Source organism: Streptomyces sp. NPDC008121 (assembly GCF_042957155.1).
Classification (GTDB): Bacteria; Actinomycetota; Actinomycetes; order Streptomycetales; family Streptomycetaceae; genus Streptomyces.
This window is the reverse complement of record NZ_JBIBHT010000004.1, coordinates 374,242-392,467: the sequence shown is the minus strand read 5'-3', so window position 1 is coordinate 392,467 and position 18,226 is coordinate 374,242. Positions and strand designations below refer to the sequence as shown.

Sequence of the window (18,226 nt, the reverse complement as noted above, 5' to 3'; positions counted from 1 at the left end):
GCCCTTCTGAAAGCGGTAGGATCCGCGCGAATCGATGCGGAGATCGGTCTCCTCCTCAGCAGGGACCGCCCGCCCTTCCGAGCGCTCGCTCCCGCCGTACCGAAACCGGACCGCCGGATCTCGCATCCTCCTCATCGACGTATTCACCGTTTCCACACAGGGGGAACCATTCGATGAACGTCCCGCGCCCGCCCCGCGTCTCTCTCGTCGTCCCCGTCTACAACGCCATGCCGTACCTGGAGCAGACGCTGGCCTCCGTCGCCCAGCAGACCATCGGCATGGACGCCCTGGAGGTCGTCGCGGTCGACGACGGGAGCACGGACGGCAGCGGCAAGGTCCTGGACGAGTGGGCGAAGCGGTACCCCGGACAGGTGAAGGTCATCCACCAGGAGGCCTCCGGAGGGCCGAGCCGGCCGCGGAACGTCGGGCTCGACCACGCCGAGGGGACGTACGTCTTCTTCCTCGACGGCGACGACTGCCTGGGGCCGGAGGCCCTGGAGCGGCTCGTGGCGATGGCCGAGAAGAACGACTCGGACATCGTCCTCGGCAAGCTCGTCGGGGTGAACCGGCGCGTGCCCAAGCAAGTCTTCGCCAAGAACGTCGACAAGGCGGACCTGTCGAAGGGCGACATCTACTACACCCTCATGCCGTTCAAGCTGTTCCGGCGCGAGGTCATCGAGAAGAACGGCCTCCGGTTCCCCGAGCACATGCGGATCAGCGAGGACCAGCACTTCGTCGCGCGCGCCTATCTGCACAGCACGGTGATCTCCGTCGTCGGCGACTACGCCTGCTACTACGTCGTCAAGCGCGGCGACGACGGCAACATCACCGCGCACGGCATCGACCTCGACGTCTCCCTGCGCCAGGCGGCCGAGATGGTCGAGCTGGTCACCGGCCTGACCGAACCCGGGCCGCTGCGGGACCACCTGGTCTGCCGTCATGTGCGGGTGGAGATGCTGCGCCGCTTCGACGCGGAGTTCGTCGCCGCCGACGCGAGCGAGCGGGCGGCGCTGGTCGAACTGGCCCGGCCGTACGCGCGGGAGTGGGTCACCCCGGCCGTCCTCGCGAAGCTGAGCGTCGCCGAGCGGCTGGTCGCCCACTGCCTGCGCGAGGGGCTCGTCGAGGAGCTGGCCGAGGTGGTCGCCTGGGACCTCGCGGGCCGGCCGGGCAAGACGCTGGTCCGGGGCGGCCGGGTGTACGCGGCTCCGCCGTTCCCGTCCGCCGACTCCCCGGAGTACGAACGGCTCTGCGACATCACCGCCGCGACGGTGGGCGCCAGCCCGCGCCGCTGGGTGGACCGCCTCGCCTGGAAGGGCACCGTCCTCGATCTCTCGGGCTACGCCTACCTCGACCAGGTGGACACCGACGACCTGGTCACCGAGGTGGTGTTCCGCGAAAAGGGCGGCGACGGCCGGGAGTTCTCCGCACGGGCCGAACAGGTGCCCTCGCCCCACCTGACGGTCAGCCGCGGCAAGGAGACGTACGACTACGGCCGCGCCCGCTTCCGGGCCTCCGTCGATCTGGCGACCCTCGCCGACGGCGCCGCGCTCCCGAACGGCGACTGGCACGTCTCGCTGCGCTGCACCGCCCACGGGGTGACCGCGCACGGCGGGCTCGGGGCGGCGCTCAGCGGCCGGATCTCGCGCCGGGCGGACGAGCACGCGCTGTCGCTGCCGGGCAAGGGGAAGCGTCTGCGCACCGCCCGTGTCGGGCCGCGCGAGGGGCAGTTGGTGCTGCGGCTGCGGGCGGCCCCGGCGGCGGTGTCCGCCTATGCGGTGAGCTTCGGCTGGAAGGCCGCGCGGGCGGTACGGGCCCGCGTCCACTGGAAGTAGCCCGTCGGTGTCAGGGGGATGCCAGGGTGGTGTGGACCAGGGTGAGGATGTCGTCGTCCGTCAGGCCGAGGCCCTTCGCCTCCGACACCACGTCGCGGACGCGTTCGACCAGCCGGGCCCGGTCGGGGACCGAGGCGCCGGGGACGATCACGGCGCCGCGGCCGCGGCGGAGTTCGATCAGGCCCTCTTCGCGCAGCCGCTGGTAGCCCCGCAGGACGGTGTGGACGTTGACGCCGAGGGAGTCGGCGAGTTCCCGTGCGGCCGGGAGGCGTTCGCCGGCGGTGGCGGTGCCGTCGGCGAGGGCGCCGCGGACGCAGGCGGCGACCTGGTCGCCCAGGGGGACGGCGGAGGCGGGGTCGACCCGGAACAGCATGGTCAGAGCCTCCCACGGCGGTCGACCAGGGTGTTCAACAGGGCGGCGGCCGTCGCCGCGTCGGGGACCGTGACCGCGAACTCGCGGCCGCCCGGCCGGCGGATGACCAGCGCCTCGCCGGAGCGCAGGACGAGGCCGGTGCGGTGGGCGCGGACGCGGTAGCCCCAGCCGCCGAACTCGGCGGGCGCGTCGACCTCCCGGGCGACCGCGCTCTCGACACCGTCGAGCGGCACGGAGAGGCGCGGCCAGGGCGCCAGCGCCGGGCGGACGGTCACGCCGCGCCGGTCGACGGTGACGCGGACCCGCGCCAGGAGCAGGGTGGCGAGGCCGGTGAGGACCAGGACCGGGGGGAGCGGCCACGGCGCCGGATAGGCCCCCAGGGTGCCGGCCAGGCCCACCGCCGCGGCCACCGCGCCCGCCGTCGTCATCGCACGGGAGTCCGTCGCCCGCGACCAGCCCGCGACCTCGCTCGCGCCGAGCGGCAGCCGGGGGCCTTTCCCGTCCTGCCCAGCCCGGGAGGCGGGGTCCTCCTGCGGTACGGACCGGGTCAGCGCCAGGCCGGCGAGGGCGGTGACCGCCGCCGCGCCCGCCGCGACGGTGAGGTTCACCAGCGGGGAGACGACTCCGCCCGCGTCGGTCACGTCGAGGTTGTCCCGGAGGAGGAGGGCGAAGAGGGCGGTCGTGAAGCCGGCCGTCGCCCACGCCCCCCAGAGCGCGTTCCGGCGTACGAGAACGGTCCAGCCCGCGCCGAGGCCGAGGAGCAGGCCGGCGCTGACCAGGCCGAAGGCGGTCAGCCCGGTCCAGCCGTCGGCGCGGCCGCCGCCCTGGGTGGAGAAGTGGGTGGCCAGCGGGTCGGGCAGCCGGTCGTGCCACAGGGCGAGGAGGGTGAGGTGCAGGGCGAGCGCGAGCAGGAACGGGAGTGCGGTGAGCACCCGGAGACGGGTCGGGCCACGGTTCATCGAAGAGCCTCCCTATTGAACGACTTGTTTGCACTCTACTAGAACAAGTAAGACAGACGCCATTATGGACGGCGCCCCCGGCCCGTCCCCGACCCGTCGGTGTGCGCGGGTGAGTGACCGCGCGGCGGTGGTGTGGGACGGTGGAGGTATGGCCGTACCCGTGATCCTCGACTGCGATCCCGGTCACGACGACGCGTTCAACATCATGCTGGCCGCGGCCCATCCGGCGATCGACCTGTTGGCCATCACCACCGTCGCGGGCAACCAGACGGTCGAGAGCACCACCCTCAACGCGCGCCGGGTCTGCGCCGTCGCCGGGATCGAGGGGGTGCCGATCGCGGCCGGCCGGGACCGGCCGATGCACGGCGCGCCGCTGGTCTCCGAGAACATCCACGGCGACTCGGGGCTCGACGGACCCGGCTTCGGCGAAGACGAGCCCGACGTGCCGCAGGACCCGCGCGACGCGCTCACGCTCGTCCGGGACACCCTGCTCGCCCATCCGGCGCCGGTGACGCTCGTGGCGACCGGACCGCTGTCGAACGTCGGAACGTTCCTGCTCGCCCACCCGGAGCTGAGCCACCGGATCGAGCGGATCGTGCTGATGGGCGGCTCGACCGGGCGCGGCAACACGACCCCGGCGGCGGAGTTCAACATCCGCTGCGACCCGGAGGCGGCGGACATCGTCTTCACCAGCGGCCGCCCGGTGACGATGTTCGGCCTCAACGCCACCCACCAGGTCCGCGCGACCCCGGAGGTCATCTCGCGGATCGCGGCGCTCGGCACCCCGCTCTCCCGGCTCTGCGTGGCGCTGCTGACCTACTTCGCCGGGACCTACCGCGAGGTGTACGGCTTCGACACCCCGCCCGTGCACGACCCGCTGACCGTGGCGCATCTGATCGACCCGTCGCTGATCAGCCTGGTGCGGGCGCCGGTCGCGGTCGAGCTGGCGGGGACGCACACCCGCGGGGCGACGGTCGTGGACCTCGACGGCGTGACGGGCCGGACGGCCAACGCGGAGGTGGGCATGGAGGTCGACGTGCCGGGCTTCTGGGACCTGATGATCGACGCCGTACGGGTCCTCGGCGACCGCCGATAGCCGACCGCCGATAGCCGAGAGGCGAGAGGCGAACGGGTCGGACGACCCCGGAACCGTAAACGAGACGCAGCGTCTTGCCATGCCGGGTTCCCCGGTCTACAGTCGAGGACACAACGAGACGATACGTCTCGTGCCGCATTGTCGTCGAGCGGAAGGCCGCGCCCTTGTTCCGTGCCCATCTCACCGAGGTCGTCAAGCGGTATGACGACCGGCTCGTCCTCGACCGCGTCCACCTCTCCGTCCGCGCCGGCGAACGCGTCGGCGTCGTCGGCGACAACGGCTCCGGGAAGTCCACCCTCCTCCGGCTCCTCGCCGGCCGGGAGGCCCCCGACGCCGGCACCGTCACCGTCGAGTCCCCCGGCGGCCTCGGCCATCTCGCCCAGACCCTGGACCTGCCCGGCTCCGCGCGCGTCGGCGACGCGGTCGACCTCGCGCTCGCCGAGGTGCGGGACCTGGAGCGCCGGATCCGCGCCGCCGAGGCCGCGCTGGCGCGCACGGGCGACCTGGAGGGGTACGCGGAGCTGCTCGCCGCCTACGACGCGCGCGGCGGACCGGACGCCGACCGGCGGGTCGAGACGACGCTCCGGCGGCTCGGCGAGCCCGCCCCGCTCGACCGCGACCGCCGGCTCGGCACGCTCTCCGGCGGGCAGCGCTCCCGCCTCGCGCTCGCGGCCACGCTCGCCGCCGACCCCGAACTGCTGCTCCTCGACGAGCCGACCAACGACCTCGACGACGAGGCGGTCGCCTGGCTGGAGGAGCGCCTGCGCGCCCACCGGGGGACGGTCGTCGCCGTCACCCACGACCGGGTCTTCCTCGACCGGGTCACCACGGCCGTCCTGGAGGTGGACCACACCCGCCACGGGCTGCGGCGCTACGGCGACGGCTACGGCGGCTATCTCGCCGGCCGCGCGGCCGAACGGGCCCGCCGGGAAAGGGAGTACGAGGAGTGGCGGACCGAACTGGCCCGCTGCTCGGCACTTGCCGACACGAACATCGACCGCTTCTCCGCCATCCCGCGCAAGGCACCGGCCTCCTTCAGCGGGGCCGGGGCGTTCCGGGCGCGGTCACGGGCGCACGGCGCGATGGGCCGCATCCGCGCCGCGCGGGAACGGCTGCGGCGGCTCACCGCCCACCCGGTGGCCGCGCCCCCGGAGCCGCTGCGGTTCACCGGGCGCGTGGCGGGGTCGGGCGGGGCGGTGGACCTGACCGGCGTACGGGTGGAAGGGCGGCTGCGCCTGGACGCGCTGCGCCTGGAGGCCGGGGAGCGGCTGCTGGTCACCGGGCCGAACGGGGCGGGCAAGACCACGCTCCTGCGGCTCCTCGCCGGTGAACTCGCCCCCGACCAAGGGACGGTGACCGCCCCGCGCCGGGTCGGTTTCCTGCGCCAGGACACGGCCGCCCGCGCGGACGACCCCCGTACGGTCGCGGAGTCCTTCGGCGCGGAGCGGGCCGAGGAGCTCCTGGCCCTGGGCCTCTTCGCGGCGCAGGACCTGGCCACCCCGGTCCGGTTCCTGTCGGCCGGTCAGCGCCGCCGTCTGGAACTCGCCGATCTGGTCGGCCGCCCCGCGGACCTGCTCCTCCTCGACGAGCCGACCAACCACCTCTCCCCCGGCCTGGTGGAGGACCTGGACGCGGCGCTGGCCGACTACCGGGGCACTCTGGTGATCGTCACCCACGACCGCCGGGTCCGGGAGCGCTTCCGGGGCCGGCGCCTGGAACTGACCCCCTGGCCGGCCGCCCGCTGCGCGGCGTGACCGCCGGCCCCCGGCACCCCCCGTGGCCGGGCCGGGGCCGTCGCCCCCGGCCCCGCCCGCCGCCGGGCGTCAGCCCTCCGTGCCGTCGTCCTCCAGGTCACCCTCGGTCTCCAGGAAGACCTCGCGCAGCGCCGCCAGGACCTGCGGGTCCGGCTTCTCCCACATGCCGCGGGACTCGGCCTCCAGGAGGCGCTCCGCGATGCCGTGCAGCGCCCACGGGTTGGCCTCCTTGAGGAAGGCCTGGTTCTCCGGGTCCAGGACGTACGTCTCCGTGAGCTTGTCGTACATCCAGTCGGCGACCACGCCGGTCGTGGCGTCGTAGCCGAAGAGGTAGTCGACGGTCGCCGCCAGCTCGAACGCGCCCTTGTAGCCGTGGCGGCGCATCGCCTCGATCCACTTCGGGTTGACCACGCGGGCCCGGAAGACCCGCGAGGTCTCCTCGACCAGGGTGCGGGTGCGGACCGTCTCCGGTCGGGTGGAGTCGCCGATGTACGCCTCGGGGGCCGTGCCCTTCAGCGCGCGGACGGTCGCCACCATGCCGCCGTGGTACTGGAAGTAGTCGTCGGAGTCGGCGATGTCGTGCTCACGGGTGTCGGTGTTCTTCGCCGCCACCGCGATCCGCTTGTACGCCGTCTCCATCTCCGCCCGGGCCGGGCGCCCTTCGAGACCGCGGCCGTAGGCGTACCCGCCCCACACGGTGTAGACCTCGGCGAGGTCCGCGTCCGTGCGCCAGTCGCGCGAGTCGATCAGCTGGAGGATGCCGGCACCGTACGTGCCCGGCCGGGAGCCGAAGATCCGGGTCGTGGCGCGCCGCTCGTCGCCGTGCTCGGCCAGGTCGGCCTGCGCGTGCGCCCGTACGAAGTTGGCGTCGGCCGGCTCGTCGAGCGAGGCGACGAGCCGTACGGCGTCGTCCAGGAGGCCGATGACGTGCGGGAACGCGTCCCGGAAGAAGCCCGAGATGCGCAGGGTGACGTCGACGCGGGGGCGGCCAAGCTCGGCGAGCGGGATCGCCTCCAGGCCGTTGACCCGCCGGGACGCCTCGTCCCACAGCGGGCGGACGCCGAGCAGGGCCAGCGCCTCGGCCACGTCGTCGCCGGCCGTGCGCATCGCGCTGGTGCCCCACAGGGAGAGGCCCACGGAGGTCGGCCAGTCGCCGTTGTCGGTGCGGTAGCGCTCCAGGAGGGAGTCGGCGAGCGCCTGACCCGTCTCCCACGCGAGGCGGGAGGGGACGGCCTTCGGGTCGACGGAGTAGAAGTTGCGGCCGGTCGGCAGGACGTTGACCAGGCCGCGCAGCGGCGAGCCCGAAGGACCGGCCGGCACGAAGCCGCCGTTCAACGCGTGGACGGCGTGACCGAGTTCGTCGGTGGTGGACGCCAGGCGGGGCACCACCTGCTCGCAGGCGAAGCGCAGGACGTCCGCCACCTCCGGGCCGTGGGCGCCCGCGATCTCCGCGACGGCGTCCACGGACCAGTCCGCGGCCTCCAGCGCCTCGACCAGCTGCCGGGCCTTCTCCTCCGCCTCGTCCGCCGTGCGCAGGGTCGCCGCCGACTCGTCGAGGCCCAGGGCCTCCCGGAGGCCGGGCAGGGCCTGCGTACCGCCCCAGATCTGCCGGGCGCGCAGGATCGACAGCACGAGGTTGACCCGCGCCTCGCCCGTCGGCGCCCCGCCGAGCACGTGCAGACCGTCCCTGATCTGCGCGTCCTTGACCTCGCAGAGCCAGCCGTCGACGTGCAGCAGGAAGTCGTCGAAGCCGTCGTCCTCGGGCCGGTCCTCCATCCCCAGGTCGTGGTCGAGCTTGGCGGCCTGGATCAGCGTCCAGATCTGCGCGCGGATCGCCGGCAGCTTCGAGGGGTCCATGGAGGAGATCTGCGCGTACTCGTCCAGGAGCTGCTCCAGGCGCGCGATGTCGCCGTAGGAGTCGGCGCGGGCCATCGGCGGCACCAGGTGGTCGACGAGCGTGGCGTGCACGCGCCGCTTGGCCTGGGTGCCCTCGCCCGGGTCGTTGACCAGGAAGGGATAGATCAGCGGCAGGTCGCCGAGCGCCGCGTCCGGGCCGCACGCGGCGGACAGGCCGGCGTTCTTGCCGGGCAGCCACTCCAGGTTGCCGTGCTTGCCGAGGTGGACCATGGCGTCCGCGCCGAAGCCGCCGTCCTCGGCGCGCGCCGCGATCCAGCGGTAGGCGGCCAGGTAGTGGTGGGACGGCGGGAGATCGGGGTCGTGGTAGATCGCGATCGGGTTCTCGCCGAAGCCGCGCGGCGGCTGGATGAGGATCAGCAGGTTCCCGCGCCGCAGGGCGGCGAGGACGATGTCGCCCTCCGGGTTCCGCGAACGGTCGAGGAACATCTCGCCGGGCGCCGGGCCCCAGTGCTCCTCGACGTGGCGGCGCAGCTCCTCGGGGAGGGTGGCGTACCAGCGCTTGTAGTCGGCCGCCGGGATGCGGACCGGGTTGCGGGCCAGCTGCTCCTCGGTCAGCCAGTCCTGGTCGTGGCCGCCGGCCTCGATCAGGGCGTAGATCAGCTCGTCGCCGTCGCCGGAGACCAGGCCCGGGATCTCCTCGACGGGGCCGAAGTCGTACCCCTCCTCGCGCAGGCGGCGCAGGAGCGCGACGGCGGAGGCGGGGGTGTCGAGGCCGACCGCGTTGCCGATCCGGGAGTGCTTCGTCGGGTACGCGGAGAGGACCAGGGCGAGCTTCTTCCCGGCGTTCGGGATGTGCCGCAGGCGGGAGTGGCGCACGGCGATCCCGGCGACGCGGGCGGCGCGCTCGGTGTCCGCGACATAGGCCGGGAGGCCGTCCTCGTCGATCTCCTTGAAGGAGAACGGGACGGTGATCAGCCGGCCGTCGAACTCGGGCACCGCGACCTGGCTGGCGGCGTCCAGCGGCGAGAGCCCCTCGTCGTTCTCCTCCCAGGCGGCACGCGAACCGGTGAGGCAGAGCGCCTGGAGGATCGGTACGTCGAGGGCGGCGAGCGCCCCCGCGTCCCACGCCTCTTCGCCCGCCCGTCGCCCACCACCACCCTTGTCCGAGTCGCTTCGCGACACCCCCATTTCTGCGGCCTGCGCCTCGGCGGGCTTGGTGCCGCCCGCCGCGAGGACGGTGGTGACGATCGCGTCGGCGCCCCTGAGCGTCTCGATCAGCTCGGGCTCGGGGGCCCGCAGCGAGGCGACGTACAGCGGCAGCGCGCGGGCGCCGGCGTCCTCGATCGCCTCGCAGAGGGAGTCGACGAAGGCGGTGTTCCCGCTCATGTGGTGGGCGCGGTAGTAGAGCACGGCGACCGTCGGGCCGTCGGTCCGCCTCGGCTCGCGCTCCAGGGGGCCCCAGGTGGGGGCGGCGGCCGGGGCCTCGAAACCGTGGCCGGTGAGCAGCACGGTGTCGGAGAGGAACCGGGCGAGCTGCTCCAGGTTGGCCGGGCCGCCGTGCGCGAGGTAGGCGTGGGCCTCGGTGGCGACGCCGACGGGGACCGTGGAGCTCTCCATCAGCTGGGCGTCCGGGGCCTGTTCGCCGGAGAGCACGACCAGCGGCTTCTCCGTCGCCCGCAGCGTCTGCAGGCCGTCCTCCCAGGCGCGCAGGCCGCCGAGGAGGCGGACGACGACGAGGTCGGCGCCGTCGAGCAGCCCGGGAAGGTCCCCGGGGGCGAGGCGGGAGGGGTTGGCGAACCGGTACCCGACCGGACCGCCGGCCGCGCGGGCGCTGAGCAGGTCGGTGTCGGAGTGCGACAGCAACAGAATTCGCATGCGAGCGCAGGCCTTCCTCGGGGTTGTCCGCGCCCCGGGTGGTCGTGTGGACGGCGGGAGTTCCTGACTCACCCGGCCCCCGTTCCCGGGGCGGGCTCACAGTGGCGGGACCGCGCCGGATTCTCACCGGGCTTCCTCCCCGGGGTCCTGGGACCCCATGCCGTCTGCATAGTAGATCCTGCCCGCGGCGGCCCGAAGGGTCGCCCGCGACCACGTGGGTATGCTCGCCGCCATGCCGCCCACCCCACCCACCACGCCCAACCAGGGCGAACCCGTCATACGGGACCGTGGCGACGCCTGCCCGGGGGCGCTGCGCCTGCACCCCGCCGACGACGGGCGCCTGGCCCGACTGCGGCTGCCCGCAGGCGCGTTGACAGTACGTCAGGTCGAGTCCCTGGCCGTGGCGGCGGAGGAGCTGGGCGACGGGCGGATCAGCGTCACCTCGCGGGGCAACGTGGAGCTGCGCGGCCTCGGCGAGGGCTGCGGGGCCGACCTCGCGGGGCTGCTCGCCCCGGCCGGACTGCTGCCCTCCGCCACCCACGAACGCGTCCGGAACATCGTGGTCTCGCCGCTGGCGGGGATCGACGGAAACGGTTGCGGGGACGCGCGGTTGTGGGCGCGCGAGCTGGACGCGCTGCTCTGCGCGCGGGCGTGGACGGCAGCGCTTTCCGGCCGTTTCCTCTTCGCCTTCGACGACGGGCGGGGAGACGTCGGCGGGCTGGGCGCGGATGTGACGTTGTTCTCAACGGGGGCGGGGGCGCCGGGGGTCGCTGCGACGGCCGGGGCCGTCCGCCCGCCCGCTCCGCCGGAGCACGGACACGGCCCGGAGCACACGGACGACCCTGAGCACGGACACGACCCGAAGCACGCGGACGACCCGGAGCACGGGTACGACCCGGAGCGCGCGGGCGGCGCGCTCCTGCGGGTCGGTCGCCAGGTGTTCCGGGTCGCCGCCGCCGACGCGCCGCGCGCCGCCCTCGCGGCCGCCGACGCCTTCCTCGCCGCCGCCCGCACGGCCGGGACCGGGGCCTGGCGCGTCCACGAGCTGCCCGGGGCCGTCCGGCCGGACCTCGCGGGCGCGCTGGCCCGCGCGGGCGTCCCGGCCGCACCGGACACCCCGGGCGCGTGCCCGGATCCGAGCGGGCAGGGCCCGCTCCCCGGCGTGCTCGCCCACCCGGCGACCGGCCGGCACGCCGTCTCCGTCGCCCTGCCGCTCGGCCGCCTCACCTCCGCCCAGTTGCGCGCCCTCGCCCCCGGCGACGGCGGCGGCGAACTGCGGCTCACCCCGTGGCGCGGCGCCGTCGTGACCGGCCTCGCCGACCGTACGGCCGCCGAGGCGCGGCGGGACGCCCTCGCCGAAGCCGGACTGATCACCCGCGACGACTCCCCCTGGCTCGGCGTCGGCGCCTGCACCGGGCGGCCCGGCTGCGCCCGGTCCCTCGCCGACGTCCGGGCGGACGCCACCCCCGGCCGCGCCGGCGGCCCCGGACCCACCGACGACGGCGGCCCCCCGCCCCGCCGGCTGCCCGTCCACTTCTCCGGCTGCGCACGGCGCTGCGGCCATCCGAAGGGGAGCTGGGTGGACGTGGTCGCCACCGGCGACGGTACGTACGAGGTCGACGGCGTCCCCACCCCCCGAACGCAACTGGCGGCCGCTGTGGCGACAGCCCGTACACCCACCACGAGATGAGCGAGAGCAACACGATGTTCGACTACGAGAAGGACGGCGCGGAGATCTACCGCCAGTCCTTTGCCACGATCCGCGCCGAAGCGGATCTCGCGGGTCTGCCCGCCGACGTCGGCCAGGTCGCGGTCCGGATGATCCACGCCTGCGGCATGGTCGACCTCGTCCGGGACCTCGCCCACTCGCCCGAGGTCGTCTCCCGCGCCCGCGCCGCCCTGCGCGCCGGCGCGCCGATCCTCTGCGACGCGCAGATGGTCGCCAGCGGGGTGACCCGCAAGCGGCTGCCCGCCGGCAACGACGTCGTCTGCACCCTCTCCGACCCCTCGGTGCCCGCCCTCGCCGCCGAACTCGGCACGACCCGCAGCGCCGCCGCCCTGGAGCTGTGGCGCGACCGCCTCGAAGGCTCGGTCGTCGCCATCGGCAACGCCCCCACCGCGCTCTTCCGCCTCCTGGAGATGATCGAGCGGGGCGCCGGCCGCCCGGCGGCCGTCCTCGGCATACCGGTCGGCTTCATCGGCGCCGCCGAGTCCAAGGACGCCCTGGCGGAGCGGGGCCGGGAGCTCGGCCTCGACTACCTCGTCGTCCGGGGGCGGCGCGGCGGCAGCGCCATGGCGGCCGCCGCCGTCAACGCGATCGCGACCGAGGCGGAGATCCAGGCATGAGCGGCACCCTGTACGGAGTCGGCCTCGGCCCCGGCGACCCTGACCTGATGACCGTCGCCGCCGTGAAGGCCATCGAGGCCGCCGACGTGATCGCCTACCACTCGGCCCGCCACGGCCGGTCCATCGCCCGCTCCATCGCCGCCGCGCACATCCGCGAGGACCACGTCGAGGAGCGGCTGATGTACCCGCTCACGGTGGAGACCACCGACCACCCCGGCGGCTACCGGGGCGCGCTGGACGACTTCTACGAGGAGGCGGCGGCCCGGCTCGCCGCCCATCTGGACGCGGGCCGCACGGTCGCCGTCCTCGCCGAGGGCGACCCGCTCTTCTACGGCTCGTACCAGCACATGCACAAGCGTCTCGCGCACCGCTACGACACGACCGTCATCCCCGGTGTGACCTCGGTGAGCGCGGCCGCCGCGCGGCTGGGGGAGCCGCTGTGCGAGGCCGAGGAGGTCCTGACGATCATCCCCGGCACGCTGCCGGAGGACGAGCTGACGGCCCGGCTCGCGGGCACCGACTCGGCGGTCGTGATGAAGCTGGGCCGGACGTTCCCGACCGTGCGGCGCGCCCTGGAGCGGGCCGGGCGGCTGGACGACGCGCGCTATGTGGAGCGGGCGTTCATGGCCGGCGAGCGGACCGAGGCACTGGCCGGGGTGGACGCGGCGACGGTGCCGTACTTCTCGGTGGCCGTGCTGCCCTCCCGTATCGACGCGGTGGCGCCCGAGGCCCGGGAGCGCGGCGAGGTCGTCGTCGTCGGCACCGGCCCGGCGGGCGCGCCGTGGCTGACGCCGGAGTCCCGCGGTGCCCTGGTCAACGCCGACGACCTGGTCGGCTACACCACCTACCTCGACCGGGTGCCGGCCCTGCGGCCCGGTCAGCGGCGCCACGGCTCCGACAACAAGGTCGAGTCCGAGCGGGCCGAGTTCGCCCTGGACCTGGCCCGGCGCGGCCGGCGGGTCGCGGTCGTCTCGGGCGGCGACCCGGGCGTCTTCGCCATGGCGACGGCGGTCCTGGAGGTGGCGTCCGAGGAGCGGTACGCCGACGTGCCCGTGCGCGTCCTGCCGGGGGTGACCGCCGCCAACGCGGCCGCCGCGGCGGCCGGCGCCCCGCTCGGCCACGACTACGCCACGATCTCCCTCTCCGACCGCCTCAAGCCGTGGGACGTGATCGCCGGCCGGCTGCGCGCCGCGGCGGAGGCGGATCTGGTGCTGGCGCTGTACAACCCGGGGTCGAAGTCCCGTACGCACCAGGTGGCGGCCGCCCGGGAGCTGCTGCTGGAACTCCGTTCGCCGGAGACGCCGGTGGTCGTGGCGCGGGACGTCGGCGGCCCCGGGCAGTCGGTGCGGGTGGTGACCCTGAAGACGCTGGAGCCCTCGGAGGTCGACATGCGCACCTTGCTGCTCGTCGGCTCCTCGCAGACCCGGGCGGTGGAGCGCGGCGACGGCCGGACGATCACCTGGACTCCGCGCCGCTACGGGTGAAGGTGCCCAGCCCCTCCGTGTCCAGGTACTCGACGGTGAAGGACGACCCGTCCGGGGTGAAGGTGACCCCGGTGAGCCCGACGGCGTTCTCGCCGGTGGTGGGGAAGCTGAACGTGTCGCCGTCGTAGTGGGTGAGGCGGTACGTCAGGGGCTTCGGCCCCAGACGGAGCGTCAGGGCGCCGTCGGCGCCGGCGACGACCTCCGCCCGGCCGTAGTAGTCGCTCGCGTACGTGCCCGCGTAGACGTCGGCGTCCCGCGCGGGGGCCGCGCCGGACGGCGGGCGGGCGTAGTCGGTGGTGGACCGGCCGGCGTCCGCCTCCTCCTCGTACAGCGCCTGGACGAGGGGCATCCAGTCGCGGGTCGGCTCGCCGTACTGCGCGATGTCGAAGAAGTCGAGGGCGACGGTGTCGGCGACGCCGACCGGGGCGGTGTTGGTCAGGACGACGATGCCGAGCCGCTCGCCCGGCAGCATCGTGACGTTGGTGTGCGCGCCCTCCGCGAAGGCGCCCGTGTGGGAGAGCCGGAGCCGGGCCTGGTCGTCGTAGTTCACGTTCCAGCCCAGGCCGTAGAAGCCGGTCCTGGCCGCCGGGGCCTGGGGCGGCTGGGAGACCGACTCGGGCCGATGGGTGCGCTCCAGGGCGGCGGCGTCGATGATCCGCCGGCCGTCGAGCGTGCCGTCGCCGAGCTGGAGCCGCAGCCAGGTCGCCATGTCCCGGGCGGTGGAACTGACACCGCCGGCGGGGGCCTGGGCGTCCGGGTCCCTGACGAACTCCGGCTTCCAGACGCCGTCGACCTGGACATGGCCGTAGGCGCGGTCGGGGGCCTTCACGAAGTCCTCGAAGCGGGAGCTGGTGGAGTCCATGCCGGCCGGCCTGTAGAGGGTGTCGGCGGCGAGCTTCTCCCAGGGCACGCCCTTCTCGTCGGCGACCGCCTGGGCGGCGGCCGTCAGACCGAAGTTGGTGTAGGCGTAGCTGGCCCGGAACGGCGCGAGGGGCTCATACCGCAGGTGGGAGAGGATGTACTCCCGGTCGTAGCCGAGGTCTTCGAGGAGGTCCCCGGCGTGGTCGGGCAGGCCGCTGCGGTGGGAGAAGAGGTCGGCGACCGTCACGTGGGAGGTGACCCACGGGTCCTTGAGGCGGAAGCCCGGCACGCGCGGCGCGACGGGCTTCGTCCAGCCCTCGGTCCCCACGGCCCCGGAGACGACGGTGGAGGCGATCGGCTTCGAGACGGACGCGAGCTGGAAGACGGTGTCGGCGTCGACGGCCGGCTTCTCGCCGGCCTTCCGCACGCCGTACCCCTTCAGGTGCAGCACCTCGCCGTCATGGACGACGGCGACGGCCACCCCCGGCACTCCGGTGCGCTTCATGGCCGCCCGTACGACACCGTCGAGCCGTCGCACGGCCCGGTCCACGTCCGCCCGGTCGAGTTCGGCGGGGGGCTGGGGCGGGGGCGGCGACGGACTGGGCGCGACGAGTCCCGCTCCCGCGAGCAAGCCGACGAGCCCCACTCCGAGCAGGCCGCGGACGGTTCCCCTGGTTCCCATGGGTCTCATGAAACGCCGGGGGGTGCCGGTTGTCGCTCCGGACGCCGCCGGAGGGTGACGGCGCGCGGGGCACGACGACGGAGACGGGGGGCCGGCCGTCAGGGGCGGGCGCGGAGCCAGGCGGCGGCCTCCGCCGGAGTGGTGGCCACCGGGACGCCGGGAGGTATGGGCGGGCGGCGGACCAGGACGACGGGGACGCCGGCCTCCCGCGCGGCACGGAGCTTCGGGGCGGTCGCCGCGCCGCCGCTGTCCTTCGTGACGAGGACGTCGACGCGGTGGCGGCGCAGCAGCTCCCGCTCCCCTTCCAGGGTGAACGGCCCCCGGTCCAGGAGGAGTTCCGCGTGGGCGGGCATCGGGGTGTCGGGCGCGTCGACGGAGCGTACGAGGAACCACTGCGGGCAGTCGGCGAACGCGGCGAGCCCCATCCGCCCGGTCGTCAGGAAGACCCGCTCCCCCAGCGCGTCCAGCGCGGCGGCCGCCTCCTCCAGCGAGGCGACCGGGTGCCAGTCGTCGCCCGCCACCGGGACCCAGCCGGGCCGGCGCAGCGCCAGCAGGGGAACATGGGCCGTGGCGGCCGCCCGGGCCGCGTTGAAGCTCATGGTCCGTGCGAAGGGATGGGTGGCGTCGATGACCGCGTCCACGGCGTGCGCGCGCAGCCAGTCGGCCAGACCCTCCGCCCCGCCGAACCCGCCGATCCGCACCTCGCCCTCCGGCAGCCTCGGCCGCGCCACCCGCCCGGCGAGGGAGCTGGTGACCCGGACCTCGGAGTGGAGCGCCCCGGCCAGGGCGCGGGCCTCGGTCGTGCCCCCGAGGATGAGTACGTGCATGGGAGTCCGTTCATGAGTTCCGTCGGCGGGCGCGAGGCCCAACTCAAGCACACGGGTCTGCGCCCGGGGTGGACGACCGGTGCGTGCGCGACGGCGGCGACGACGGCCGCGTACACCGCGCTCCTCGGCGGCGACTTCCCGGACCCGGTGACGATCATGCTCCCGAAGGGCGGCCGGCCGGCGTTCGCCCTGGCGGCCGAGGAACGGGGCGCGGACCACGCCATGGCCGGGATCGTGAAGGACGCCGGCGACGACCCGGACGTGACGCACGGCGCGCTGGTCCGCTCGACCGTGCGGCTCCTCCCGGCCGGCTCCGGCGTCGTCTTCCGCGCCGGCCCCGGCGTCGGCACGGTCACCCTGCCCGGGCTGCCGCTGGAGGTCGGGGAGCCGGCGATCAACCCCGTTCCGCGACGGATGATGCGCGAGCACATCGCCGAGGTGGCCGCCGCGTACGGCGCGGCCGGCGATGTGGAGGTGACGGTCTCGATCGACCACGGCGAGGAGATCGCCCGCTCCACCTGGAACCCCCGGATCGGCATCCTCGGCGGGTTGTCCGTGCTCGGGACGACCGGCGTCGTGGTGCCGTACTCCTGCTCGGCCTGGATCGACTCCATCCGGCGCGGGGTGGACGTCGCCCGCGCGGCGGGCCTCGCCCATGTCGCCGGCTGCACGGGCTCCACCTCCGAGAAGACCGTGACGACCCTGTACGACCTTCCGGAGATCGCCCTGCTGGACATGGGCGACTTCGCGGGCGCCGTCCTGAAGTACGTGCGCCGCCACCCCGTGGACCGGCTGACGGTCTGCGGCGGCTTCGCCAAGCTGTCCAAGCTGGCGGCCGGGCATCTCGACCTCCACTCGGCCCGCTCCCAGGTCGACAAGGCCTTCCTCGCCGACCTGGCCCGCGCGGGCGGCGCCCCGGAACCCCTCGCGGCCCGGATCGCGACCGCGAACACCGGCCTGGAGGCCCTCCGTCTCTGCGAGGCCGCCGCCGTGCCCCTCGGCGACCTGGTGGCGGCGCGGGCACGGGACGAGGCCCTCGCGGTGCTCCGGGGCGCCCCGGTCGCGGTGGACGTGGTCTGCGTCGACCGGGCGGGGACGGTCGTGGGCCGCTCGGACGTACGGGGGCCGCGGGACTGAGGGCCCGGCGGCGGGGCGGGGCTCAGCGAGGCGGCGAGTGAGCCGAAGGGGCCGTCGGGGGAACACGGCCGAGCGCGCGCACGCCGAGGGCCGTCGACCCCGCCCCGTACGCCTCGGCGAGTGAGCCGAAGGGGCCGTCGGGGGAACACGGCCGAGCGCGCGCAGCTCCCGAGGAACGAGGGAGCGAGCACGTACGGCCGTGCGAGCCCGGCTCAAAGGCCCCGGAGGCGAACCGAGCCCCGCAAAAAGGGGGCTCAGCGGGCGCGCGGGTAGCCGATCTCCGCGATGTCGTCGGCGAGGGCGGCCAGGGTGGACCGCGGGTTCAGGGCGGCGACCAGCGCGTCGGTGAGGGGACGCAGGGCGAGGACCTGCCGGACGGCCTCGGCGTCGACGGGCAGTTCGAAGTACTCCCCGGCCCAGCGCGCGTACGCCTCGGCGGAGCGGTCGACGAGCAGCTCGAAGAGGAAGTCGGTGGCGTCGGTGTCGGCCCGGCCCCCGCCGGAGGGCCCGGGGCCGTCGAGGGAGGCCGCTCCGACGTGCCAGGTGCTCTCCCCCGCCAGCCGCCAGAGGCAGACCGTGACGAGGGGTTCGCCGTCGGGGTGCGCGAACGCGGGTTCCTCCACGTACGGCCGGAAGGCCTCCGGCACCCGGGCGACCGCCCGCCGCCCGCCGCTGCCGATCGCGTGGACGAAGCCCCGGAGGTACACCCCGGCGGGCGAGAGGACGAGCGAGAACTCGTCGCCCTGCCCGTCGCGCATCGAGGCCATCTCCTCCGTCGCCGACCAGCGGGCGTCGAAGGAGTGGTAGCGGTCCTCCCACTCCGGGCTGAGCACCGCGTCCAGCATCGCCAGGGCGCGGCAGTGGTCACGCAGGACGGCCGGGTCCGGCAGGCGCCGGGCTACGTCGTGTACGGTCACCCGCCCATCCAAGCGCACCCCGCGGCCCCCGGCGCCCCGTTGCCCGGGACCCGCGGGCCGGCGGACCGACATGCGGCCCGGGACCCGCGACCCTAGACTCGCGAGGGCAAGGAGTCCCGATCGAAAGGGTTCGTACCCATGTCGAAGCGAGGCAACAAGCGGCGCGCCCGGAAGAAGAGGCGCGCGAACCACGGCAAGCGCCCCAACAGCTGAGGCTCCCCCGCGT

The 18,226-nt window shown here is 74.8% G+C and carries 14 protein-coding genes and 1 riboswitch; of the genes, 8 read left to right on the top strand and 6 right to left on the bottom strand.

Annotated elements, in window-relative coordinates:
- Positions 1–173: 173 nt before the first annotated feature.
- Entirely contained in the window at positions 174–1,832 is a 1,659-nt protein-coding gene (locus ACFZBD_RS16080; RefSeq protein ID WP_391140118.1) for a glycosyltransferase, read from the top strand.
- Between the two features lie 10 nt (positions 1,833–1,842).
- Here the strand turns inward: ACFZBD_RS16080 and ACFZBD_RS16075 are convergent, their stop codons facing one another.
- On the bottom strand, positions 1,843–2,205 hold the full coding sequence (locus ACFZBD_RS16075; protein WP_391140117.1) for a GntR family transcriptional regulator: 363 nt from the start codon (positions 2,203–2,205) through the stop codon (positions 1,843–1,845).
- A gap of 2 nt (positions 2,206–2,207) precedes the next feature.
- Positions 2,208–3,164 (bottom strand): hypothetical protein, encoded by a 957-nt coding sequence (locus ACFZBD_RS16070; protein WP_391140116.1) that lies wholly within the window; start codon positions 3,162–3,164, stop codon positions 2,208–2,210.
- 148 nt (positions 3,165–3,312) lie between these two features.
- Between ACFZBD_RS16070 and ACFZBD_RS16065 the strand changes: the two genes are divergently transcribed.
- Together ACFZBD_RS16065 and abc-f are read left to right on the top strand one after the other, a co-directional pair.
- Positions 3,313–4,260: a nucleoside hydrolase gene (locus tag ACFZBD_RS16065; RefSeq protein WP_391140115.1), complete on the top strand. Its 948-nt coding sequence runs from the start codon at positions 3,313–3,315 to the stop codon at positions 4,258–4,260.
- A 164-nt stretch (positions 4,261–4,424) separates the two neighbouring features.
- On the top strand, positions 4,425–6,014 hold the full coding sequence (gene abc-f, locus ACFZBD_RS16060; protein ID WP_391140114.1) for a ribosomal protection-like ABC-F family protein: 1,590 nt from the start codon (positions 4,425–4,427) through the stop codon (positions 6,012–6,014).
- 69 nt (positions 6,015–6,083) lie between these two features.
- Here the strand turns inward: abc-f and cobN are convergent, their stop codons facing one another.
- Positions 6,084–9,746: a cobaltochelatase subunit CobN gene (gene cobN / locus ACFZBD_RS16055; protein ID WP_391140113.1), complete on the bottom strand. Its 3,663-nt coding sequence runs from the start codon at positions 9,744–9,746 to the stop codon at positions 6,084–6,086.
- Between the two features lie 38 nt (positions 9,747–9,784).
- Positions 9,785–9,920, bottom strand: a riboswitch (cobalamin riboswitch).
- A gap of 46 nt (positions 9,921–9,966) precedes the next feature.
- Here cobN and ACFZBD_RS16050 point away from each other — a divergent pair.
- The 3 genes from ACFZBD_RS16050 to cobJ are packed head-to-tail and all read left to right on the top strand — an operon-like array spanning position 9,967 to position 13,576.
- Positions 9,967–11,436: a cobalamin biosynthesis protein CobG gene (locus ACFZBD_RS16050; RefSeq protein ID WP_391140112.1), complete on the top strand. Its 1,470-nt coding sequence runs from the start codon at positions 9,967–9,969 to the stop codon at positions 11,434–11,436.
- Positions 11,433–12,092, top strand: a complete 660-nt coding sequence (locus tag ACFZBD_RS16045; protein ID WP_391140111.1) for a precorrin-8X methylmutase — start codon at positions 11,433–11,435, stop codon at positions 12,090–12,092. Before ACFZBD_RS16050 ends, ACFZBD_RS16045 begins: the two co-directional genes overlap by 4 nt.
- The gene (gene cobJ / locus ACFZBD_RS16040; protein WP_391140110.1) at positions 12,089–13,576 is read left to right on the top strand and encodes a precorrin-3B C(17)-methyltransferase; all 1,488 of its coding nucleotides are present in this window, start codon (positions 12,089–12,091) and stop codon (positions 13,574–13,576) included. The genes ACFZBD_RS16045 and cobJ overlap by 4 nt, the downstream gene beginning before the upstream one ends.
- Here cobJ and ACFZBD_RS16035 read toward each other — a convergent pair.
- Both ACFZBD_RS16035 and ACFZBD_RS16030 read right to left on the bottom strand, forming a co-directional pair.
- Positions 13,548–15,119, bottom strand: coding sequence for a serine hydrolase (locus tag ACFZBD_RS16035; protein ID WP_391140109.1), 1,572 nt, complete (start codon positions 15,117–15,119; stop codon positions 13,548–13,550). The genes cobJ and ACFZBD_RS16035 overlap by 29 nt on opposite strands.
- Positions 15,120–15,217: 98 nt before the next feature.
- The gene (locus ACFZBD_RS16030) at positions 15,218–15,946 is read right to left on the bottom strand and encodes a cobalt-precorrin-6A reductase (protein ID WP_391140108.1); all 729 of its coding nucleotides are present in this window, start codon (positions 15,944–15,946) and stop codon (positions 15,218–15,220) included.
- A gap of 12 nt (positions 15,947–15,958) precedes the next feature.
- On the opposite strand from ACFZBD_RS16030, the gene ACFZBD_RS16025 reads away from it, so the two are divergent.
- Positions 15,959–17,083, top strand: coding sequence for a cobalt-precorrin-5B (C(1))-methyltransferase (locus ACFZBD_RS16025; RefSeq protein ID WP_391140107.1), 1,125 nt, complete (start codon positions 15,959–15,961; stop codon positions 17,081–17,083).
- Between the two features lie 254 nt (positions 17,084–17,337).
- Here ACFZBD_RS16025 and ACFZBD_RS16020 read toward each other — a convergent pair whose 3' ends face one another.
- The gene (locus ACFZBD_RS16020) at positions 17,338–18,000 is read right to left on the bottom strand and encodes a hypothetical protein (protein ID WP_391140106.1); all 663 of its coding nucleotides are present in this window, start codon (positions 17,998–18,000) and stop codon (positions 17,338–17,340) included.
- A 138-nt stretch (positions 18,001–18,138) separates the two neighbouring features.
- On the opposite strand from ACFZBD_RS16020, the gene ACFZBD_RS16015 reads away from it, so the two are divergent.
- On the top strand, positions 18,139–18,213 hold the full coding sequence (locus tag ACFZBD_RS16015) for a 50S ribosomal protein bL37 (protein WP_391140459.1): 75 nt from the start codon (positions 18,139–18,141) through the stop codon (positions 18,211–18,213).
- Positions 18,214–18,226 lie beyond the last annotated feature (13 nt).